This window comes from Nitrosomonas sp. Is35, from assembly GCF_033063295.1.
In the GTDB taxonomy this organism is placed as follows: domain Bacteria; phylum Pseudomonadota; class Gammaproteobacteria; order Burkholderiales; family Nitrosomonadaceae; genus Nitrosomonas.
Genome location: NZ_JAWJZH010000001.1, coordinates 1,223,190 through 1,245,873, shown reverse-complemented (window position 1 = coordinate 1,245,873; position 22,684 = coordinate 1,223,190). Strand labels below are relative to the sequence as shown.

Sequence of the window (22,684 nt, the reverse complement as noted above, 5' to 3'; positions counted from 1 at the left end):
AGAATTTCAAACCAATCATGCATATTCATATACTCGGAATTTGCGGTACCTTTATGGGGGGTATTGCAGCCATTGCACGCGAATCCGGTCACACGGTGACGGGTTGCGATCAAGATGTCTATCCACCGATGAGCACCCAACTTGAGTCTCAAGGTATCGAATTGATAGCGGGTTATTCGCCCGAACAGATCCGGTTACAGCCGGATATTTTCGTCATCGGTAACGTCGTTACACGCGGCAATCCGCTGATGGAGGAAATACTCAACCGGAATTTACCTTATATTTCCGGTCCGCAGTGGTTATCGGAAAATATTCTACGGCATCGCTGGGTGCTTGCCGTGTCCGGTACCCACGGAAAAACGACAACCAGCTCGATGTTAGCCTGGATATTGGATTACGCCGGATTGAATCCGGGATTTCTGATTGGTGGAATCCCCGAGAATTTTGGCATTTCAGCACGAATCGGAAACACCTCACCCTTCTTTGTCATTGAAGCGGACGAATACGACACAGCATTTTTTGATAAACGCTCCAAATTTGTTCACTACCATCCGAAAACCGCGATACTGAATAATCTTGAGTTCGATCATGCCGATATTTTTACAGATCTTTCAGCGATTGAACGGCAATTCCATCACTTTGTACGAGTTATTCCGAATAACGGTTTAATCGTCGCAAATGGCCAAGATCCCAATCTGAAGCATGTCCTCAAACAAGGCTGTTGGACACCGGTAGAAGAATTCGGCACTGAAAGTGGCTGGCATACCAAAACGCAGACAAACAATATGATCGATATCTATTGCAACGAAACATTTCACGGAAGCCTGCAATGGGATTTATTGGGCGAACATAACCGCATGAATGCGCTGGCTGCGCTGATTGCTGCGCGGCACACCGGGATACCGGTCAATATTGGCATCGAAGCACTAGCACAATTCAAGAATGTCAAACGCCGCATGGAGAAACGCGGTACGGTCAACGGTATCTCCGTTTATGATGATTTCGCTCACCACCCGACCGCCATTCAAACCACAATCGAAGGCTTGCGGACTCATACCGGCAAAGCAAGGATTATTGCAGTCCTGGAGCCGCGCTCCAACACCATGAAAATGGGAGTATGGAAAGATTCTCTTGCTAAGAGTTTGAGCGAAGCCGATCAGGTGCTTTGCTTCACCCGCGATGCACACTGGGCTAAAGATGCCATGTTGCCATTACATAACAAGGCACGCTGTGTTGATGATTTGAATCAGCTCGTCCAAGCTATCGCAACGATCGCAGCGCCTGGCGATCATATTTTAATCATGAGCAACGGAGGTTTTGGCGGCATCCATGAAAAAATACTATCCGCATTAGAACGAACGTAAAAACCCGTTCAAACTAAAAAGAATGCTATAAACAGCGTATCTAATCGCCTTCAAACTCGCACAACGCAAACACCGGACATCCCAAATTTTCCAGCCGGGCTTTACCGCCCACATCCGGCAAATCGATCACAAAGCAGCATTCCACCACTTCACCCCCCATATCCCGGATCAGGCCAACGGCAGCTTCAGCGGTTCCACCGGTTGCAATCAGATCATCCACTAGCAGCACTCGTTCTCCCGGTTGAATCGCGTCGACGTGAATTTCAATCCGGTCACTGCCATATTCCAGTTGATAATCTCTTCCTATCGTTTCCGCCGGTAATTTGTTTCGCTTACGAATCGGCACAAAGCCTTTACCCAGCTGATAGGCCACGGGCGCACCGATAATAAAACCGCGCGACTCAATGCCAGCCACTTTATCAATTTTGACATTGCTGTAGCGCTTTGAAATTTCCTGTATGGTTGTCCGCAATCCGATGGGATCTTTTAGCAGTGTGGTGATATCACGAAACATAATGCCGTGATGCGGGTAGTGCGGGACGGTACGAATGTGGGATTTAATCGTCATAAAGTTGTAGCAAGCAATAATGAAAACTCAAGGAATTAAAACGACAAAGGCCTCAACCCATAACAGGTTGAGGCCTTTTAAAACTACCTCAATAGAACACTACATCAAATCTTAGTGGTCCATTCCAGCTTTTGCATCAAAGCTAGCTGGTTTTTTAAGTTGAGTCATGATGTCATCATTCCAAGCACCATCAACTGTCATGTGAGCAGCAGCACCCAGCAATACAGCTTCAATCAGGTTATGACTGAGATATACATGCAAGCCAGGTTGATGGAATTCATAAGATGCAGCAACTGCAGCGCCTGCTGGAACAAACCAAGTTTCTTGGTTGGTCAGAGGTACATCACCAAATGAACCGCCTACCCAGTACAGATCACCGTGTCCACCAATCAAGTGCGGATAGGAAGGACGGTTAGCTTGTGAATGGATAAACAGAACTTTCTCACCCACTTTGGCTTTCAGTGCGTTGTCACCGGTCAGTGCACCAACTGCGCCATTGAATACTACGTGTGTTGGGATAAGTCCTTTAGCAACTTCCAACATGTCTGCCATGCCTTCTGCTGGTGAGCCATAGGTTTTGAAATTACCTTTGTCATCTTTAGGCAGATAGAAATCTTGTTCGCCGATGTAGTAAGCGCGGTCATACTTGTATGGTTTGCCTTTGTTGTCTTTCAGACCATCTTTAGGCAATATCATGATGGCACCGCTCATACCGGAAATAACGTGGAATGGAATCATGGTTCCGCCAGGTGCGCAATGATAAACGAATACGCCTGATTTGATTGCTTTCCAACGCAGTACAACTTCTTCACCGGGTTGAACCAGTGTTAAACCAGCACCACCGAGCGCACCGGTTGCAGCGTGGAAGTCTACGTTATGCGCCAATGTGCTTGATTTTGGATTTTTTAATGTCAATTCAATATAGTCGCCTTCATGTGCAACGATAAGCGGACCAGGAACACTACCGTTGAAAGTCAGCGCCCAAACTTTTGCACCTGGCGCAACTTCGATCAGCTTCTCTTGGGTTTCCATTGTAATTTGAACAACTTTTGGCCCTTTTGAAGTTTGCTCATGTGCAGGTACATTTGGTGGAGCCACCAATGTTTGTTTAACATGCGGTAATTTAGAAACGTCTGTAGCAGCCACAGCTACTTGAGTTGCGCCTAAACAGAGCAATCCTAGACCAACAATCGCTTGAACAGCTTTAATCATATCTCCCTCCATAAATGATGAATTTTACGCTTTTTTTATGCGCCATTCTAATTGCTACTTGTCATGTAATCATCAAGATTACCAACATCTGCCTTTTAAGCTATGAAGAGCCCAAAGGACGGAACGGAGAATATACACTTTTTGAAGAAAACTGTCTATTCTTAGTAGCTTGTAACGATTATAGCCATACTGAATGAATGGGATTGGAATGACTTGAATCGATATTAATATAAATCCTGTTGTTATCCGGTCATCGAGTCAAAATCCATTCAATCAGCAATGTTCAACCCTGTATTAACTTGATTTCAGCCGCCGCGAGATTCTCCTGTGTACCGCGCAGCACGATAACATCGCCAAGTTCCAGACGTGTTTCTCCGGTGGGCAATAATCCGCGAATGTTGCGTCTTCTCACCGCGGTAACTTCGACATCCAGACTTGCCAGATCAATATCACCCAGTGTTTTATTAATCGCAGCCGCACCTTGAATAATGGTGATCGTCAACAAACGCGGCAACAGTTTCTCACTGTTGTCCTCGGCTTCATCGGTCACACCATAATAAAAACCGCGCAACAGGCTATAACGCTGCTCACGAATTTTTCTGATGCGGCGCAAAATTCGCCCGGTCGATATATCGACAAACATCAGCGCATGGGACGCCAACATTAAGCTGCCTTCCATGATTTCCGCCACCACTTCCGTAGCCCCGGCTTCTTTCAATACATCAATATCAGAGTCATCGCGCGTGCGGACAACAACGGAAAGAACCGGGCGCAACTCCTGAACGTGCTTCAGAATCTTCAGTGTAGAAACCGTATCCGCATAGCTGACAACCAATACTTTGGCGCGCATCAATCCCGCGGCAATCAGCACTTCGCACCGGGCTGCATCGCCGTACACCACGGCCTCCCCCGCACCGGCTGCCTCGCGGATACGTTGCGGATCGAGATCCAAGGCGATAAACGGTATGGACTCCTGTTCCAGTATCCGCGCCATACTCTGACCGCTGCGCCCGTAACCGCAGATAATCACATGATTCTGCGACACCATCGTCTGCGCGGCAATGGATGTGATCTGCATCGCGCGATACATCCAATCCGAACCGTATAGACGATGAATCATCGATTCGCTGTATTCAATAATGAATGGCGCGATGAACATCGATAGCACCATAGCCGCAAGCACCGGCTGCAGAATTGAATTTTCGATCAAACCGGATTCACCCGCCTGTGCCAGTAAAATGAAGCCAAATTCTCCTGCTTGCGCCAGATTCACCCCCGTCCTGATCGCGACGTTGGCATCCGCGCCAAACAAACGCGACAATCCGGCAATTACGACTATTTTCAGCACAATCAACGCTGCCAGAATGGCAAATATCCACAGGAAATTTTCAATGACGACCTGCATATCCAACAGCATACCAATCGTCACAAAAAACAAACCCAGCAAAATATCCCGGAAAGGCTTGATATCGTCTTCCACTTGGTAGCGGTATTCCGTTTCGGAGATCAACATGCCCGCCAGAAATGCCCCCAAAGCCATTGACAAACCAGCCAGTTCGGTTAACCACGCGATACCCAGCGTAATCAACAGCACATTCAGTACGAACAATTCCGACGATTTCTGCCGGGCAACCAAATGAAACCAGGGGCGCATCAATTTTTGCCCGAAAAATAACAGAAAGGTCAGAACAGCGGCCACTTTCAGCAAAGCAACCGTCAGCATTAAACTGAAGTCGTTCGTTTCACTATCGATCTCAGCCGCCAGCGCGGGCATCACAATCAATAATGGAATAACCGCCAGATCCTGAAAAAGCAGAACGCCGATCACCTGCCTGCCATGCGTAGAATTGAGTTCCGCCCGCTCGGCCAATATTTTGCTCACAATAGCGGTGGAAGACATCGCCAGGGCGCCGCCCAATACCAATCCAGTGCGCCAATCCAGCGCCAGCATCCAGGCTATTGCCATCACTAAAAAAGAATGCAGATCGCCACTTGCGCCGTGCCAAAACCAAAAACAATGCGCTTCATCGTAATCAGCTTGGGCAAACTGAATTCCAGGCCTACGCTGAACATCAGAAATACCACGCCAAACTCAGCCAAGTGGCGAGTCTCATCACTATCCGCGATCCAACCCAACGCATACGGACCGATGCACACGCCCGCCAACAAATAACCCAGCATCGGCGGTAGCCGCAGTAAACGGAAAACGACCACCGCCAATACCGACACGGCTAACAAAATGAGAACAGGCTGTAATGGATTGAACATACCGGTAAAAAATTGGTTTTGGGCACAGAACCGTAAGATACTTGAGGATAGCGCGCTTCACAATCTGCGCAAGACATAATGCTATAATCGCTCCGATTTAATACTTCTTACGGAAATGCCAGTACCTCATCTCTCCACTGCTCTGCGCGGCCCTATCCTTGATCTTGAAAGCCGAATTATCAATGCCATGCCTACCATCGAGCATTGGCTCAGGAACAAGTGGCGTGAACATACCGTCCCTTTTTATTGCTCTGTCGACTTGCGCAATAGCGGTTTCAAATTGGCGCCTGTGGATACCAACTTGTTTCCCGGCGGTTTTAACAACCTGAACCAGGAATTCATTCCGCTGTGCGTGCAAGCGATGATGAGCGCAATTGAAAAAATATGCCCTGATACGCATAGCGTGCTGCTGATTCCGGAAAACCACACGCGCAATACCTTCTACTTGCAGAATATCGCAACCCTGCAAAACATCATCCAGCGCGCCGGATTGAATGTACGGCTGGGTACCTTGCTGCCGGAAATCACCGAAGCCACCCGGATTGATTTACCGGATGGGCAATTCATTACGCTTGAACCCATAATCCGTAAAAATAACAAACTCGGCGTCAAAAATTTCGATCCCTGTGCGGTGCTTCTGAATAATGATCTATCTAATGGCGCCCCTGATATCTTGCAGAACTTGCACCAAACCGTCATTCCGCCCCTGCATGCCGGCTGGGCGACACGGCGCAAATCGGAGCACTTTGCTGCGTATGATCGCGTGGCGCAGGAATTCGCCGATCTGATCGGCATTGATCCCTGGTTGATCAATCCGCGTTTTACATCGTGCGGCGAAATCAATTTCCTGGAAAAACAAGGCGTAGAATGCGTTGCAGCTGCGATTGACCGGATTCTCTCAGTAATCAGGAAAAAATATCAGCAATATGGCGTCAAGGAAGATCCTTTCGTCATCGTCAAGGCCGATTCCGGCACGTACGGCATGGGCATCATGACGGTCAAGAGCGGCGAGGAAATCCATAGTCTCAACCGCAAGCAACGTAACAAGATGGCCGTGGTAAAAGAAGGCTTGCAAGTTTCCCATGTGCTGGTGCAGGAAGGTGTCTACACCTTTGAAACCATCAATCAGGCAGTCGCGGAGCCGGTCGTGTACATGATCGACCGCTATGTCGTCGGCGGTTTTTACCGTGTTCATACCGGACGCGGCATCGACGAAAACTTGAATGCGCCGGGCATGCATTTCGTGCCGCTAGCGTTTGAAACCACCTGTCTGGAAGCCAGCGCCACGCAGCCGAACGTCATCCCGAACCGCTTTTATGCCTATGGTGTCGTTGCACGTCTCGCCCTGCTAGCCGCTGCATTGGAGCTGGAGCAAACCGATCCGCACGCGCAACCGCCGTTATCCGCCTGAAAACCGCCATGAAACTCGCCTTTATCATCGATCAGCTGGATTCAATTAAAACCGGCAAAGATTCCAGTTTTGCGATGATGCGCGAGGCCATTGCCAGGAATCACCAGATTTACGTGCTCTATCAGCACGATATCGCTTTAATAGATCACACAGTGACCGGCTTTTTCCGATCTTTGACTTTGACGGATACACCGCAGCGCGACGGACATTGGTACAACACCGGCGATAGTTTACCGGTACCGCTGCACGAATTTGACGCCGTACTGATGCGCAAGGATCCGCCGTTTGATCTGGAATATGTGTACAGCACCTATTTGCTGGAATTGGCGGAAACACAAGGCGCATTTGTCATTAATAGTCCGCGTGCCATCCGCGATTACAACGAGAAACTGGCCATTGCACAATTTCCGCAATGGATCGCCCCTACCCTCGTCACCAGCCAGTCGCATCTAATCCGGGAATTTCTCGCGCAGCATCGGGATATCATCCTGAAACCGCTCGACGGCATGGGCGGCGCCAGCGTGTTTCGCGTGCACAGCGCCGATCACAATATCAGCGTGATTCTTGAAACGCTGACTCATTACGGCACACGAACCATCATGGCACAACGGTTTATCCCCGAGATCACGCAAGGGGACAAACGCATTCTGCTCATCGGCGGCAAGCCTGTACCCCATGCGCTGGCACGCATCCCCAAACCGGGTGAAACACGCGGCAACTTGGCTGCAGGCGGTACCGGCGTGGCTCAACCGCTGTCACAGCGAGACCGGGAAATCGCGGAATCGCTTGGGCCCGAATTAGCCCAACGTGGGTTAATGTTGGTGGGTCTGGATGTGATCGGCGATTACCTGACCGAAGTCAATGTAACCAGCCCGACGGGGATGCAGGAAATTACCCAACAAACGGGATTTAATGTAGCGGGAATGATGCTGGATGCGATTGAAGCAGGCATCCAAACAAAGGCATTAATCAAACGGTAAATTACCGGCGAAAACCGTATTCCAGCACAAAATACTGTGGATTGTACTGCGCTAACGGCTCGTACAGCTTTTTCAGTTCTTCCTCGGGTCCGTGGATTTCCAAGCGGACGATCTCAGCGATCTCAAGCGCGCGTTGCAGCAGATCACCCACATTGTCCAAATGCGCCAGCAATCCCTCCGCGCCTTCGTACCCCTCGCGGCAATAGGCTTCGTCACCATGAAAGCAAAAACCATAGTAGAGGCACTTTTGCTCGCTGCTTGCTCTGGCAACAAACTGCTCACAGAGCTGTTTGAATTGGTCGATTTGACCTTCGGCAATTTTGAAATACGGCGCTATCGAACAGCATCGATCGTGTGTGGACATGGATTCAGGCGATTTGAAGCAGAGAAGATTTTATAACGTGCGATCACGAAAAAACCGGATTCAACATTAACAAGCCCGGAACAGACACAACTTACAGTGTGATCCGTTCCGGGCTGATAGTAAGCCGGAAGTTTGTTGTTACAAACTTAGTGAACCGTTGCAGCTTGTTTTTCTTCGCAAATCAGATTGCTGCAATAGGTTTCATGGATACCGTCCAGGAAGCCCCACAACGCATCGCACGCTTCTTGGGTTGCAGCCAGCACTTCGGCTTGTTTTTCCGGGGTATCGGCAAAGCGTTCGATAATGGCCCATTCGGCTTGCGAGTGATAAATATCGGCCTTTTGGTGTACCGAGAAGAATTCGTAATCTTCAGGGTTTTTCATGCCATAGAATTTAGCCAAACCATCGATTTTCACCGCAGCAATATCAGGTACTTGCGATTCGAAAGCGTGCAATGCAGCCAATCCGGCATAGAACGGACGATTCAAGCAAATATCGCGGAAGGTATCAACCAGATTCTCGGTCGAAGGCAATGCCGCTGTATTGGCCAGGATTTTATCGTTCGCGCCCAATGCGAAAGCAAAATTTTTCCATAGCGCTGGGTGATTTTTTTCACCGTGTTCTTCGTCGATCAAGTTGCGCAATACTTCCTGACGCACGCTGATGTCGCCGCTGTTGGTTTCCGAATGGATGTGCGGTGTATTGAAGTGAACCGCGCTTAAATAGGTCGGTTCGGCCAGTACGTTGTAAAAATATTGTTCAGCGTAATGACGCAGTTGTTCCTTGGTCAGTTTGCCTTCGGTCCATGCGATATAGAATGGATGTTTGAGCAAATGTTTTTCACTGATAATGGCGCTGATTTTTTGCTTGAGCAGGGTATTGGTTGTCATGATTACTCCTTATAAACCGTGATGGATAAAGTGCTGCATATCATCGCTAAATAACACCGGCAAGTCAAATTTAGCTGGCCTGCGCGATGCTCAATCGATTGGCCAAATAGCGGCTGGCGGCAATCATATTGCGCAATGCCGGTTTTACTTCTTCCCAATTGCGTGTTTTTAATCCGCAATCCGGATTCACCCACAAGCGCTCGACAGGAATGCGTTGCGCGGCCTTTTTCATCAAATCGACGATCGAATCGACCGACGGGATGTTGGGCGAATGAATATCATACACCCCCGGACCGATCTCGTTCGGATACTGAAACCGGTCAAAGGCGTCGAGCAATTCCATAGCTGAGCGGGAAGTCTCGATCGTAATGACATCGGCGTCCATACGCGCAATCGCCTCCATGATGTCATTGAATTCGGAATAGCACATGTGTGTATGAATTTGCGTTTCATCCCTGACGCCATTGGCGGTGATACGAAAGGCGCGAATGGCCCAGTCGAGGTAATTGTTCCACTGCGATTTTCTCAGCGGTAGACCCTCTCTCAGCGCGGCTTCGTCAATTTGTATCATGCGAATACCCGCTTTTTCCAAAGCCAATACTTCGTCGCGTATCGCCAGCGCCAATTGCAAGCAAGTCTCCGCACGCGGCTGATCATCACGCACGAACGACCAATTCAGCATCGTCACCGGCCCCGTCAACATGCCTTTCAGCGGCTTGCTGGTGAGCGATTGGGCGTATTGAATCCATTCCGTAGTCATCGCCTTGACATGCGAAACATCGCCATAAATCACCGGCGGTTTGACACACCGCGACCCGTACGATTGCACCCAGCCGAACTGCGTGAAAGCGTAGCCTTCCAGTTGCTCGCCGAAATACTCCACCATGTCGTTACGTTCCGGCTCACCATGCACCAACACATCCAATCCCAACGCTTCCTGCTCGCGCACGCACAGTTCGATTTCGCTTCGCATGGCCTGACGGTACTTCGGCTCGGCTAGTTTGCCTTCACGAAAATCACGGCGCGTCTGCCTGATTTGCTGCGTCTGTGGAAACGACCCAATGGTGGTAGTCGGAAAAAGCGGCAGCTGAAATTTCTTCCGCTGCACAATTGCCCGCTGCTGATACGGCGATTGACGGCTGCCCATCGCATCCGTGATCTCAAGCACACGCGCTTTTACCGCAGCTTGATGCACGCGCTTGGATACTTTTCGGCTGGTGACGGCGGCGCTATTTTCCCGCAGCATTTCAGCCACGCTTGCCCGGCCATGATTCAACGCTTGCGCCAGAACATCCACCTCGTGCAATTTCTGCACGGCAAAAGCCAGCCAGAAGCGGATATCCGGGTCAAGTTTTTGCTCGCTCTCCAGATCGACCGGCACATGCAGCAACGAGCAAGAAGGCGCAAGCCAGAGCCGTTCATTCAGCCGCGCATGCACAGGTTCCAGCCAATCCAGCGCTGCGATCAAATCGGTTTTCCAGATATTGCGGCCATTAATCACGCCTAAGGAGAGAATTTTGTGCATGGGCAACCAATCGATCACCTTGGCGATTTCATCGTGCGCCGCGACCGCATCCAGATGCAATCCGGCGACCGGCAATTCGCATGCCAATTGCAGATTGTCTTGCAACTGCCCGAAGTAAGTGGTTAATAACAACTTGACCGGCGCAGCCTGCAACTGATAGTACGTTTTGCGCAACGCATGCTTCCATGCCTGATCGAGCTCCATGACCAACACCGGCTCGTCAATCTGCACCCATTCAACACCGGCGTTTTTAAGTTCCTGCAGCAAATGCGCATACACATCGAGTAGATCATCGAGCAGATCGAGCTTATCGCTGCCATCCTTGGATTTTCCCAGCCACAAATACGTCACTGGGCCGAGAATAACGGGTTTGACGCGCGGATGAATTTGCTGCGCTTGCCGGATTTGTTCCAGCAAGCGGCTGGCATCCAATGAAAAGCGCGTATCCCGCGCAAATTCAGGCACAATGTAATGGTAGTTGGTATCGAACCATTTCGTCATTTCCCCCGCATGAACACAAGCGCAATCCGCATGATCGCTGACCGAACGGCCTCTCGCCACGCGAAAATAATGATCGAGTGTACCGCCCGGCAATGCACTGACGCGCGCGGGAATATTCCCCAGCAGGAAACTCGTATCCAGCACATGATCGTACAATGAAAAATCGCCCGCCGGAATCCAATCGAGTTGGGATTGGTTCTGCCAATGCTGCGTTTGCAGATCCTGCGCACTATCCAATAAAGCAGCTTCGGAAATGGCGCCTTGCCAGTATTTTTCCAAAGCAAATTTCAATTCCCGGTTTCTGCCGATGCGCGGGAATCCAAGGTTGTGTGTCGTTACCATCGTTCAATCACCACTTATGATTAATAATCGTGGCGCTATTGTATGAACAATGAGTAATGAATAATAATGATAAGTTTTAATGCTCCAATAAGGTTTCCTCATAGATGATCGAACACAGCCACCTGAAAATTATTCAAGCCCTGCACACCAACGGCACCCTAACTGAAGCCGCCAATGCGCTCTGCCTCAGCCAGCCGGCGCTTTCGCATCAAATCAGTTATCTGGAAAAGAAATTGGGCGTCGCGCTATGGGAACGCGAAGGCCGCAGCTTGCGTTTGACCCAGGCGGGCAAGTTGCTATTGGAAGCCGCCAATCAAGTGCTGCCGGTGCTTGCACAAACCGAAAAAACCCTCGAAGCCTACGGCGAAGGCCGGCAAGGCATTCTGCGCATCGGCGTGGAATGCTACCCCTGCTTCGAATGGCTCACCGGCATGATCGGCCAATACATGCGGCAAATGCCCGGCATCGACGTCGACATCGTGCAGAAATTTCAATTCTCGGGCTTGGAAGGCTTGCTGAATCATCACATCGACGTGCTGATCACCCCCGACCTGGTTAAAAAAGACAATATCGCGTATGAAACCCTAGCGGAATATCAACTGGTACTGTTGGCAGCACCAGATCATCCACTGGCGGATTTGCCACTAATCACACCGGAGCTTTTAAGCAAGGAAACGCTGCTGACCTTCCCGGTACCGTTGGAACGGCTCGACATTCTCACCCACTTCCTCACCCCCGCGCACCTCGAACCCAACAAATTGAAACAAATCGAATCGCTCGAAATCATGCTGCAAATGACTGCGCTCAATCGCGGCGTGTGCGTGCTGCCGGAATGGCTCGCCGACATCAAAAACAAGGATTTGAATCTCAAAAAGATCCAAATCGGCGAGCAAGGTCTGTTTCAGAAATTGTATTTGGCGCTGCGGGAAGCGGATCAGGCCATACCGTATATCCACTTTTTCATCACATTGGGGCAGCAATGCACTGGGAAATCATTCACCTGAGTGCCATGCCCAATGTATCGCGGAAAATTTCATTAGCCACCTCTAATTTCACCAGCAGCAACGGTATCTTGGTAATACCGGATGTTTCAGTCGATGGCACAACGAATTATGAGAGCGTGACCTTGCAACTCAATTTAGGAACCGGCACTTTATCAATACTGGATGCGACACCGAAAGATACCTCCTTTTCACCCACGGCGCTGGAAACAATGTCCGGTGGCGGAGTCAAAGCCGATTTTCACGGCTGCGCACGCTCGGGACATAATCAACTGACTTGTTTGATGAAGGTCGTAAGTCTTAATAACGATGCAAGTATTGATGTTTTTCCAAGACTTAGTAAACTTTTCGATAATCTTAGTAAAGAATATATCGCATCATCTGCTACCGCGTTCGACCAGATATTCTCCGGCGACTTCTCATTTAGAGCGATTCAAGGAATACCTATTGAAGTCAAATTGATCTATAACAGTATAGACCCAAGCGCTTCATTAGTTTCAACATTTCAACCATACTTTTTTTTAAATGGTAGTTTCACTAAAGGTAATTTCAGAAACATTGATTTTTAAACATCTCACTCAGCCGTTCTTTTCCTTCCAAAAAATGGATGGTTGGCTCTTATGGCAGACTATACCAGGTTGATCGCCCACCACCATGGCGCACCAAAAGACCTTTTTCAACCAGTGATGTGAAAGTTGCTTTGAGTGTGTTCGGACTTGTACCGGTTTCGCGCACCATGTCGCGGGTGGTAACGCGGCCATGGTCGCGCACGTAGTCGAGAATTTTGACCGCCAGCTCCGGCAGAATGGCGAGTGCGTTCTTCTCGCGCTCCACTTTTACGGCCAGGCGGCGTTTTTGCTGCTGCAAAGCACGCAGAAAAAACAACAGCCAAGGCTGCCAATCCGGAGCCTCGGTACGGATGGTGCCTTGAGTCTGGCGTAAAGCCAGATAGTAGCCTTCTTTGCTGTTCTCAATCACACTTTCCAGTGACGAATACGGCACATAGGCATAGCCGGTCTGTAACAGCAGCAGCGTGGTGAGGATACGGCTTAGACGGCCGTTGCCGTCCTGAAAAGGATGAATTTCCAGAAAGGTGACGATGAAGATGCCGGTTATCAGTAGCGGATGAAGGCGCGCCAGCTCACGGGTATCTTTTAACCACTCCATCAGTTCCTGCATCCGGCGCGGCGTATCGAATGGTGAAGCCGTCTCGAACACGATGCCAATCATTTTCCCGTCTGCGTCAAAGGCTCCCACATCATTGCGCAACGTCTTGTATTCACCGCGATGCCGTTCGTCCTTGTCGCTGTAGCGCAACAGGTCGCGATGAAGCTGCTTGATGTGATTTTCTGTGAAGGGAATGTCAGCCCAAGATTGGAAAATGGTTTCCATCACCTCGGCATAACCGGCAACTTCCTGCTCGTCGCGGCTGGTGAAGCGTTTTATTTCGAGGTTGGCCAGCAGGCGCTCCACCTCGCGGTCGGTCAGCTTGCTGCCCTCAATACGAGTGGAAGAGCCGATACTCTCGATGGTGGCAATGTGTCGTAACGCTTTCAGGCGCTCCGGCGCAAGAGTACCAAGCGCACGCCAGGCGCCTTTGAATTCGTCAATCTCGGCAACCAGAGCAAGCAGCTCCGGCGTGATCTGAAGTGAATCGGTCTTCATCATACCGGAATATATACCGGATTACGCCGGATTGTCTACCCGAAAACCCGGCACTGAAGCAATTACCTCCTCACCGGCAAGCTAAGATAAAATTATGCGTTGCGCAAAGTTAAATTTTTCATCTTTAAACTAAATCAATTCACATGGACGAACAATCAAGCCTAATTGCGCTATTCACCAGCAGTTTTTTAGCTGCCACCCTACTTCCCGGTGGATCGGAGGCTGTACTCGTGGGGGTTTTGCTGGCGTATCCCGATTTGCACTGGCAGGCGCTGATTTTGGCGACGATTGGCAATACGTTGGGCGGGATGAGTTCATATTTGATTGGACGGTTATTGCCGGATGAAAAAGCCGTGCTGAAGAAAGCGGGAGGCAGTGCACGGGGGTTGGAATGGGTACGTCGGCATGGCACGCCCATTCTGCTGCTATCGTGGGCGCCGTTGATTGGCGATTTGTTGTGTGTGGCCGCAGGGTGGTTGCGCGCTAATTGTTTGTGGGCTTTGCTATTTATTGCTGTGGGAAAGTTCGCCCGCTATTGGGTGATTGCGGTTGCGGTGAATTGAGTGGATTTACGATTACGATTCAATTTATTCATCGGTGCGAATAAACTGAATCGTAATGAATCGATTAAACCACTATCAATTTTCAAACAGTTTCTGTAGTTCACCGCTTTGGTACATTTCGGTGACGATATCCGAGCCGCCGATAAACTCGCCGTTCACGTACAACTGTGGAATGGTAGGCCAGTTTGAATAATCCTTGATACCCTGCCTGATTTCCGGATCTGCCAGTACATCGACAGCGTAAATATTATCAACACCACAAGCCTTCAGAATATTCACAGCATTCGCTGAGAAACCACATTGCGGCTGGTCCGGGGTGCCTTTCATATAGAGTACAACCGGGTGTGTGGTCACTTGTTGTTCAATTAAATCTTCAACATTCATAGTGTTAATTTCTCCAAAAGATCATTCCAAAAGTTTTATACAGAAACAAAAAACCGCATTCTAAATTACTACACGAGCGCCCTGCTTATAGCTTACATCAAAAAATTCAATTGACCGCCGCTTACCCGCATTATGCCAGCCAAGTCCGGGTGGGAACAAATATTACTAAAATCCTTCTCCTGCAACAATTGCCGGCACGCAGACGCTTGATCGTAGCCATGTTCCAGCAACAACCATCCGTTATTCATAAGATGATCCGGTGCTTTATCGATGATATGGCTAATGCACGACAACCCGTGATCACCGGCGGATAGCGCCATTGCCGGTTCAAAACGCAGATCGCCTTGTTGCAAATGCGGGTCGTTGTCCGCCACATAAGGCGGATTGGATACGATGAGATCAAATCTTTCCCCGGAAAGTTCATCAAACCAGCTGCCGGTGACGAGTTGCAGATTTTGAATGTGCAGATTCTGCGCGTTCGATTGGCAAACGGCAATCGCAGCCGGAGACAAATCAACTGCGGTGACTTGAGCGCGCGGACGGTGTTTGGCAATGGTCAGCGCGATTGCACCGCTGCCCGTACCCAAATCGAGGATCCGGCAGGATTGATCAAGCGGGATTAACTGCAATGCCAGTTCGACCAATAATTCCGTTTCCGGGCGCGGAATCAGAACCGCTGCGTTGACTTTGAGTGTCAAATCGTAAAAATCCCGCTCCCCGGTCAAATACGCGACCGGCACGCCTTCCATCCGCCGTTGAATCAAGTTTGAGAATTCATCCCATTGCTGCGCAGTCAGTATCTGATCCGGATAAGTCAGCAAGAATGCATGATCGGCATCGAGCACATGCTGCAACAACAAACGCGCGTCGATCCGGTCGATATCGCGGCCAGCTGTTGCTAACGCTTGGGAAATGGTGATGGGTTGCATAGTGATGCAATCAGGAAAATCAACCGCGCGGCTGATTATTCTTGCACGGAAGCGGCTAAGAGTTCTGCCTGGTGCTCCGCCATTAACGCCGAACACAGTTCATCGATATCGCCATCCATAATCTGATCCATTTTATAGAGCGTCAAATTGATGCGATGATCGGTTATGCGTCCCTGGGGGAAATTGTATGTGCGGATCCGTTCCGAGCGTTCGCCGCTGCCTACCAATGATTTCCGTGTGGCGGCTTGTTCCGCATGCTGTTCGCGCATTTGTTTGGCATGGATACGCGCTGCCAGCACGCTTAGGGCTTGCGCTTTGTTTTTGTGTTGCGAGCGTCCATCCTGGCATTCCACCACGATACCGGTTGGCAAGTGCGTAACGCGCACGGCTGAGTCGGTTTTATTGATATGCTGACCGCCCGCGCCGGAAGCGCGGAATGTATCGATGCGCAACTCGGAAGGATTCAACACCACTTCGCTGACTTCATCCGCTTCGGGCATAACCGCCACGGTACAGGTGGAAGTATGCACGCGCCCTTGCGTTTCAGTCACGGGCACCCGTTGCACGCGATGACCGCCGGATTCAAATTTAAGGCGCGAATAAGCGCCTTGGCCGATGATCTTGGCGATAATTTCCTTATAGCCGCCAATGTCCGACAGGCTTTGCGAAATGATCTCAACTTGCCAACCGCGCCTTTCCGCAAAGCGCGAATACATGCGAAACAAGTTTCCGGCAAACAGTGCGGATTCATCGCCGCCGGTTCCGGCGCGGATTTCCAGGAAAATATTGCGTTCGTCGTTGGGATCTTTCGGCAGCAGCTGTTTTTGTATTTCCGATTCCAGTTTCGTCAGTTTTTCCTTTCCCGTCTGTATTTCCACCTCGGCAAAAGCGCGCATTTCAAGGTCGGCATGCATTTCCCGCGCGGTTTGGATGTCGCGTTCGCTTTGCTGGTAGGCGCGGTAGAGTTCTACGATGGGGACGATGTCTGAATGTTCACGCGTCAATTTGCGGTAACTGTCCAGGTCGGCGGTGGCGGATTCGCTGCTGAGCAAATGATTTAATTCCTCCAATCGCACACTCAAGCGAGTGAGCCTGTCCGTGATGTTCTTGTTCATTGCGGGCGATGCAGCTGGTATAACCGGTTAATCAGCTCGACTAATTCTTCACGTTCATCCGCCGCTGCATGATTCAGAATACTGGACGGTACATGCAGGAATTTGTTGGTTAAGCCATTACTGAGCGCTTCGATGACTTTTTTCGGATCTTCGCCTTTCTCCAGCAGCTTGTGCGCCCGTTCCAGCTCATGGCGGCGGTAACGCTCACCTTGGTCACGCAACGCGCGGATGGTCGGCACCATTTCCCGGGTCGCCAGCCAGCGCATGAAATCAACGACGTTGGAATCAATGATGGTTTCGGCCTGTGCCACCGCGTTCTGGCGCGAATCTAATCCTTCCTTCACGATTTCTGCCAAATCATCGACGTAATAGAGAAACACATCATCCAGTTCCGCCACTTCCGATTCCACGTCGCGCGGCACGGCCAGGTCGACGATAAAAATGGGGCGATGCTTGCGGATTTTGATCGCACGTTCGACCATGCCTTTGCCCAGTATCGGCAACGGGCTTGCGGTACACGTCACGACAATATCGTGTAACGCCAACTGTTCCGGTAATTCGCTGAGCGTTATCGCTTGTGCATTGAAACGTTCGGCCAGCGCTTCGGCGCGCTCGACGGTACGGTTCGCCACGGTTATTTTCTTGGGATTACGCGCGGCGAAGTGATTAGCGCACAGCTCGATCATTTCTCCGGCGCCGATAAACAATACACGCTGTTCACTGATATCGCCGAAAATACGTTCGGCCAAGCGCGCGGCGGCGGCGGCCATCGATACCGAGCTGGTGCCGATCTCAGTCGAGGTACGCACTTCCTTGGCAACATAGAAGGTACGTTGAAACAGTTTATGCAGCAATAGACCCAGGGTCCCGGCATGTTCAGCCGATTTCACTGCGCTCTTCAGCTGTCCGAGTATTTGCGGTTCGCCCAACACCATCGAATCTAAACCGCTGGCAACCCGGAAAGCGTGTTTTACGGCGTGTTCGCGAGGGAATTTGTATAAATAGGGATCCAGTTCACGCGTCGGCAAATGATGAAAATCCGCCAGCCACGCCATGGCATCTTCGGGTTTATCGGTGCAGCAATAGACTTCCGTGCGATTACAAGTGGAAACAATAGCGGCTTCTTTAATCGGATTACGCCCGACCAGATCCCTCAGCGCCAATTCCATCGTATTTTCAGGAAAAGTGACCTGCTCACGCACATCTAACGGCGCAGTATTGTGATTAATACCGAAGGCGAATAACTGCATGAGAAATAATGTTAGCCAATGAAAGCAACGGGTAAGAAATAACTCGCGATTATAATATTACGAGCTCTTAAATACCATCAATCAAAATAATTTATTTTACACGTCACTGCTGACCGTAAAATCACCCCTTCAGTGCCACGGTGTGATCGGAATGATCGAAATGCTGTTTTTGGGCGATCCTTCAATAATCCGGTCGCTATAAGTCAAATAAACCAGCACATTCCGCTTTGCATCATAAAACCGCACCACCTGTAACGTTTTGAACAACAGCGATGTATTTTTTTTGAAAACTTCTTTGCCATCTTCATGCCCGTTCTTTATTTTTTCCGGCAATGTAATCGGCCCAATCTGACGGCACGCGATCGAAGCATCCGATGTATCTTCGGCAACACCGACCGCGCCGCCGACTCCTCCGGTTTTTGCGCGGCTTAAATAACAGGTCGCGCCGGGAATCTCGGGGTCATCAAATGCTTCAATAACGATTTTGTCATTCGCACCCAATAATTTGAACTTGGTTGAAACACTGCCGATTTGTTCCGCCACAGCAATACCGGCGGCAAATGACAACAAGCTCAGCATCCCGATAAAATGTACCGCAATTTTCTTTTTACTATTGATCTGAAACCGCATTATCTTCTCCCCGCAACCTTAGTGTCATCCGTTTTTAGTTTATAAACATGCATTCTTAATACACATTCCATAAAATTTGCCTCTGCTGCCATTCGCATTAATTATTAGCCATTGAGTCTCAGGTTACAAGTTAGTTTCATTCCTGCATTCGATTATTGCGATCATTGGATAAAACTGGTGAGATTTCACATCACACCGGAAAGAACCCGGTATTGCGATGTATTTATTGTGTTGGTTAAATTGACAATCATGTCCAAACACAAATGAAGAGATAGTGGAAGGAAATTACCAGATTTTTCTGGTAGGCGCGATTGGACTCGAACCAACGACCCCCACCATGTCAAGGTGGTGCTCTAACCAGCTGAGCTACGCGCCTGGGAAAAGCGGATTCTAACTGAAACCTTTAAACGCCACAAATGTAATTGTTTTAATCGCATGACTTGTTTATCAGCGAAACCAAACATCAATAATGTTCAAAACCTGATTTTCAAGTATACTGCCCCGCTGCAAGAACGATCCAGAGAAGAAAAATTGATCTGGAAGCAATGCGTTAAAACGAGATTAAGATTTTATTAGTAAATAATGGACTGGCATTCGCCAAGGAGAATTTATGCATAAACTGTTACCAAGCGTTTTTTTGTTTTTGATACTTGCTTTACCTTTCAGCGTTTTTGCTCATGAGGGCGAGGACCACAGTCATGACGAGTCGGCATCGGAATTGGATGGAGGAAACGGATGGCGTCTGGTCCGGAAAGTCGAACTGGGTACTTCGGGAAAATTTGTTAATCTAGTACTCATCGATCACGCGGTCTACACCGACAAGACCATCTACAGCGCCGTCATCAACCGGCTTTGCAGCCCTTCCGATCAGTTCTGTAGAATCAGATTCTGGAGTGAAGAACGCTTTGTGCCTGAAACTGCCGCGCTAACCGTGGAACAAAATAAACAACTCCGCGCCGACTATCTCGTGAATAAAACAGCTGGCATGCATCATTTACGCTGGTCTTGCACGGTTGACCCGGACAAGACCCACTGCTTCTAATAGTTGATTCCGCTACTGATCGCAACAATCCTGGATAAGAGTGCCGTAATACGAGAATTACAGACCGTAATTCTAAATATGCAACGCACGCTTATCCACGCCAAGTGCAGCTTCATGAAATACTTCAGATAACGACGGATGCGCATGAACTATGCAGGCGATATCTTCACTGCTGGCGGAAAATTTCATCGCCATTACTGCTTCCGAAATGAGTTCCGACACGTGCGGGCCGATCATATGAACACCCAATACGCGATCGGTTTTCTCGTCCGCCAGCACTTTGATAAAGCCGCTTGTTTCACCCATGGCTCGCGCGCGTCCGTTGGCAATAAACGGAAACTGGCCTGATTTATAAGCGATACCGGCCGCTCTCAATTCCTGTTCGTTTTTACCCACCCAGGCAATTTCCGGCGCTGTATAAATGACCCACGGCACCGTATTGAAATCCACGGTTTCAAGCTCGTCGGTTTGTCCTTTTTCCACATGCTGAATCATTTCGGCAACGGCCACTCCTTCTTCCGAAGCTTTGTGCGCCAGCATCGGCCCGCGCACCACGTCACCCACGGCATACACATTAGCTAGATTGGTACGGCAGTATTGATCGACCACAACAAATCCGCGCTCGTCCACCTGTAAACCGTTTTCCTGAACACCCAGTCCCGCAGTGTTCGGAATGCGGCCGATGGCCACGATCAACTTGTCGATTTCCAGAACCTGCTCCTGATTATTTGAGTCGCTATAACCGACCGTGACAGTATCATCGGTTACTTTGACCGATTTGATATTGACGCCGGTATTGATTTGCAAACCCGTTTCTTTGGCAAAAATACTTTTCGCTTCCTTGGCGATTTGCTCATCCGCTGCCATCAAGAAACCCGGCATTGCTTCGAGAATCGTGACTTCCGCACCCAGCCTGCGCCACACGCTGCCCATTTCGAGACCGATCACCCCCGCACCGATGACACCCAGCCGCTTGGGTACTTCCGTCAATGCCAAGGCACCGGCATTATCCAGAATCATGACATTATCCACTTCGGCAAAAGGCAATGGGCGCGGAACCGATCCGGTTGCGACGATGACATGTTTGGCCTGAATTGTCTCGGCAGTGCCGTTATCGTCTACTTTGATCTGCCAGGTATTGGCGGATGCTTCCCGTTTCAACAGGGTTCCCCGGCCATGCATCGATTTCACTTTGTTCTTCTTGAACAACGACGCAATGCCGGTGGTAAACATAGTCACAATCTTGTCTTTACGCGCAATCATGACCGGAACATCGACGGATACATTCTCCGCCGTGATACCGTGCGCGGACACCTTGTGTTGAATCTGGAAATAATTTTCCGAGGATTCCAATAACGCCTTGGATGGAATACAACCGACGTTTAAACAGGTGCCGCCAAGACTGGCTTTGCCTTTGGGATTTTTCCATTCGTCGATACACACGGTATTCAAACCCAGTTGCGCACAGCGGATTGCCGCCACATAACCGCCGGGACCCGCACCGATTACTGCTACATCAAATGTTTCTGACATGATTAAACCTTATGGGAAGATCGTAATGAGGGAGTAATTTTAAAGTAAAACAAAATGACTGTTGATGATTTGTTTTGACTGGCAGGCTTAGTTCACTACAGCGGCAGCTCCCCGCTTTCACAGCCAATGCCGCTGATTTCACGTACTGCCTGCACGTAATCGCCATTTTCGCGCAGTTTTGTCAGTGAGCCGGAATGATTTCTGGCATGCATACGCGCCAAACGGGAGAGGCTGGTAGCCGTCATTTCCCACTGCAAGCCATTTAAAATCTCATCCGCACCGGTGGAATTATTGCACACCAGTATCATGTCGCAACCCGCAGCCAGTGCCGCTTGTGCGCGTGACAACATCGATTCGAGAAATTCTCCGGCGCCGCGCATCGTCAAGTCGTCACTGAAAATACAACCTTCAAATTGCAGCTGCTCGCGCAAAATTTTCTGTAACCAGATGGTGGAAAAACCGGCCGGTCTCGCATCCACTGCCGGGTAAATGACATGCGCCGGCATTATTCCGGCCAAGCCAAAATCAATCATCTGCTGGAAAGGAATCAGATCGTTCATTTCGATATCGATGTAACTGCGCTGATCGATAGATTTTTGCAGATGGGAATCGGCCTTGATATAGCCGTGACCCGGAAAATGCTTGCCGACCGCGAGCATGCCGCCTTTTTTCAATCCGAGCATCAATTGATGCGCCAGATCGGCAACGGCACGCGGATCCTGGTGAAAAGCGCGATCGCCGATCACGCCGCTTTGTCCGTGATCGATATCCAACACCGGCGTAAAGCTGAAATCGACATCGCATGCGTTTAACTCCGCCGCCAGCACATAACCGGTCTGTCTGGCGAGATGACGCGCGCGCGCGGGCTGCTTATCCCAGATTTTTCCCAGCTCACGCATCGCGGGTATGCGCGTAAAATCTTCCCGGAAACGTTGCACGCGGCCGCCTTCATGATCGACGGCAATCAATAGGTGCGGGCTGCGTAACGCATGAATTTGCTGCGTCAATTCTGTCAATTGACGGTGATTGTCATAATTGCGTGTGAACAGAATCACACCGCCGGTGAGCGGGTGCAGCAGCCTGCGCTTATCGTCCTCGGTCAGCTGCGTACCGGCGATATCGAGCATCACGGGACCCAGCGGCACGA

Annotated in this window: 22 protein-coding genes and 1 tRNA gene; 7 read left to right on the top strand and 16 right to left on the bottom strand. The window is 49.8% G+C overall.

Features of this window, described 5'->3' with window-relative positions:
• Positions 1 to 17: 17 nt before the first annotated feature.
• Entirely contained in the window at positions 18 to 1,364 is a 1,347-nt protein-coding gene (gene mpl / locus R2083_RS05730) for a UDP-N-acetylmuramate:L-alanyl-gamma-D-glutamyl-meso-diaminopimelate ligase (protein WP_317530975.1), read from the top strand.
• A 40-nt stretch (positions 1,365 to 1,404) separates the two neighbouring features.
• Here mpl and R2083_RS05725 read toward each other — a convergent pair whose 3' ends face one another.
• The 4 genes from R2083_RS05725 to R2083_RS05710 form a co-directional block, all read right to left on the bottom strand.
• Positions 1,405 to 1,932 carry an adenine phosphoribosyltransferase gene (locus R2083_RS05725; protein ID WP_317537829.1) on the bottom strand — a complete coding sequence of 176 codons (528 nt, stop codon included), beginning with the start codon at positions 1,930 to 1,932 and terminating at the stop codon, positions 1,405 to 1,407.
• 111 nt (positions 1,933 to 2,043) lie between these two features.
• A complete protein-coding gene (nirK, locus tag R2083_RS05720) occupies positions 2,044 to 3,144 on the bottom strand; it encodes a copper-containing nitrite reductase (protein ID WP_317537828.1) in 1,101 nt (366 codons plus the stop codon).
• A gap of 283 nt (positions 3,145 to 3,427) precedes the next feature.
• On the bottom strand, positions 3,428 to 5,110 hold the full coding sequence (locus R2083_RS05715; protein WP_317537827.1) for a cation:proton antiporter: 1,683 nt from the start codon (positions 5,108 to 5,110) through the stop codon (positions 3,428 to 3,430).
• Positions 5,111 to 5,112: 2 nt separating this feature from the next.
• Positions 5,113 to 5,412 (bottom strand): cation:proton antiporter, encoded by a 300-nt coding sequence (locus tag R2083_RS05710; protein WP_317537826.1) that lies wholly within the window; start codon positions 5,410 to 5,412, stop codon positions 5,113 to 5,115.
• A gap of 115 nt (positions 5,413 to 5,527) precedes the next feature.
• Between R2083_RS05710 and gshA the strand changes: the two genes are divergently transcribed.
• Together gshA and gshB are read left to right on the top strand one after the other, a co-directional pair.
• Positions 5,528 to 6,823 (top strand): glutamate--cysteine ligase, encoded by a 1,296-nt coding sequence (gene gshA, locus R2083_RS05705; protein ID WP_317537825.1) that lies wholly within the window; start codon positions 5,528 to 5,530, stop codon positions 6,821 to 6,823.
• An 8-nt stretch (positions 6,824 to 6,831) separates the two neighbouring features.
• The gene (gene gshB, locus R2083_RS05700; RefSeq protein WP_317537824.1) at positions 6,832 to 7,803 is read left to right on the top strand and encodes a glutathione synthase; all 972 of its coding nucleotides are present in this window, start codon (positions 6,832 to 6,834) and stop codon (positions 7,801 to 7,803) included.
• A 1-nt stretch (position 7,804) separates the two neighbouring features.
• On the opposite strand, the gene R2083_RS05695 is transcribed toward gshB, so the two are convergent.
• The 3 genes from R2083_RS05695 to metE form a co-directional block, all read right to left on the bottom strand.
• Positions 7,805 to 8,167, bottom strand: coding sequence for a hypothetical protein (locus R2083_RS05695; RefSeq protein ID WP_317530981.1), 363 nt, complete (start codon positions 8,165 to 8,167; stop codon positions 7,805 to 7,807).
• A gap of 146 nt (positions 8,168 to 8,313) precedes the next feature.
• Positions 8,314 to 9,057 (bottom strand): CADD family putative folate metabolism protein, encoded by a 744-nt coding sequence (locus tag R2083_RS05690; protein ID WP_108698359.1) that lies wholly within the window; start codon positions 9,055 to 9,057, stop codon positions 8,314 to 8,316.
• A gap of 70 nt (positions 9,058 to 9,127) precedes the next feature.
• Complete coding sequence (gene metE, locus R2083_RS05685) at positions 9,128 to 11,425, bottom strand: 5-methyltetrahydropteroyltriglutamate--homocysteine S-methyltransferase (protein ID WP_317537823.1); 2,298 nt, start codon at positions 11,423 to 11,425, stop codon at positions 9,128 to 9,130.
• Between the two features lie 104 nt (positions 11,426 to 11,529).
• Between metE and R2083_RS05680 the strand changes: the two genes are divergently transcribed.
• Complete coding sequence (locus R2083_RS05680; RefSeq protein ID WP_317537822.1) at positions 11,530 to 12,429, top strand: LysR family transcriptional regulator; 900 nt, start codon at positions 11,530 to 11,532, stop codon at positions 12,427 to 12,429.
• Positions 12,405 to 12,995: a hypothetical protein gene (locus tag R2083_RS05675; RefSeq protein ID WP_317537821.1), complete on the top strand. Its 591-nt coding sequence runs from the start codon at positions 12,405 to 12,407 to the stop codon at positions 12,993 to 12,995. Before R2083_RS05680 ends, R2083_RS05675 begins: the two co-directional genes overlap by 25 nt.
• A 49-nt stretch (positions 12,996 to 13,044) precedes the next feature.
• On the opposite strand, the gene R2083_RS05670 is transcribed toward R2083_RS05675, so the two are convergent.
• Positions 13,045 to 14,094, bottom strand: a complete 1,050-nt coding sequence (locus tag R2083_RS05670) for a Fic family protein (protein WP_317537820.1) — start codon at positions 14,092 to 14,094, stop codon at positions 13,045 to 13,047.
• 140 nt (positions 14,095 to 14,234) lie between these two features.
• Here R2083_RS05670 and R2083_RS05665 point away from each other — a divergent pair, with 140 nt between their 5' ends.
• Complete coding sequence (locus R2083_RS05665) at positions 14,235 to 14,654, top strand: YqaA family protein (RefSeq protein WP_317537819.1); 420 nt, start codon at positions 14,235 to 14,237, stop codon at positions 14,652 to 14,654.
• A gap of 75 nt (positions 14,655 to 14,729) precedes the next feature.
• Here R2083_RS05665 and grxD read toward each other — a convergent pair whose 3' ends face one another.
• The 6 genes from grxD to R2083_RS05635 all read right to left on the bottom strand — a co-directional run bounded on the left by grxD (position 14,730) and on the right by R2083_RS05635 (position 19,338).
• The gene (gene grxD / locus R2083_RS05660; protein WP_108698467.1) at positions 14,730 to 15,038 is read right to left on the bottom strand and encodes a Grx4 family monothiol glutaredoxin; all 309 of its coding nucleotides are present in this window, start codon (positions 15,036 to 15,038) and stop codon (positions 14,730 to 14,732) included.
• Positions 15,039 to 15,130: 92 nt separating this feature from the next.
• Complete coding sequence (gene prmC / locus R2083_RS05655; RefSeq protein WP_317537818.1) at positions 15,131 to 15,967, bottom strand: peptide chain release factor N(5)-glutamine methyltransferase; 837 nt, start codon at positions 15,965 to 15,967, stop codon at positions 15,131 to 15,133.
• A 35-nt stretch (positions 15,968 to 16,002) separates the two neighbouring features.
• Complete coding sequence (gene prfA / locus R2083_RS05650; RefSeq protein ID WP_317530989.1) at positions 16,003 to 17,082, bottom strand: peptide chain release factor 1; 1,080 nt, start codon at positions 17,080 to 17,082, stop codon at positions 16,003 to 16,005.
• Positions 17,079 to 18,332 (bottom strand): glutamyl-tRNA reductase, encoded by a 1,254-nt coding sequence (hemA, locus tag R2083_RS05645; protein ID WP_317530990.1) that lies wholly within the window; start codon positions 18,330 to 18,332, stop codon positions 17,079 to 17,081. The genes prfA and hemA overlap by 4 nt, the downstream gene beginning before the upstream one ends.
• A 129-nt stretch (positions 18,333 to 18,461) precedes the next feature.
• On the bottom strand, positions 18,462 to 18,911 hold the full coding sequence (locus tag R2083_RS05640) for a CreA family protein (RefSeq protein WP_411172540.1): 450 nt from the start codon (positions 18,909 to 18,911) through the stop codon (positions 18,462 to 18,464).
• A gap of 350 nt (positions 18,912 to 19,261) precedes the next feature.
• A tRNA-Val gene (locus R2083_RS05635) sits at positions 19,262 to 19,338 on the bottom strand.
• A 234-nt stretch (positions 19,339 to 19,572) separates the two neighbouring features.
• Here R2083_RS05635 and R2083_RS05630 point away from each other — a divergent pair.
• Positions 19,573 to 20,004 carry a hypothetical protein gene (locus R2083_RS05630; RefSeq protein ID WP_317530992.1) on the top strand — a complete coding sequence of 144 codons (432 nt, stop codon included), beginning with the start codon at positions 19,573 to 19,575 and terminating at the stop codon, positions 20,002 to 20,004.
• Between the two features lie 72 nt (positions 20,005 to 20,076).
• Here R2083_RS05630 and lpdA read toward each other — a convergent pair whose 3' ends face one another.
• Positions 20,077 to 21,537, bottom strand: a complete 1,461-nt coding sequence (gene lpdA / locus R2083_RS05625) for a dihydrolipoyl dehydrogenase (RefSeq protein ID WP_317537817.1) — start codon at positions 21,535 to 21,537, stop codon at positions 20,077 to 20,079.
• Between the two features lie 95 nt (positions 21,538 to 21,632).
• Positions 21,633 to 22,682 (bottom strand): beta-N-acetylhexosaminidase, encoded by a 1,050-nt coding sequence (gene nagZ / locus R2083_RS05620; protein ID WP_317537816.1) that lies wholly within the window; start codon positions 22,680 to 22,682, stop codon positions 21,633 to 21,635.
• Positions 22,683 to 22,684 lie beyond the last annotated feature (2 nt).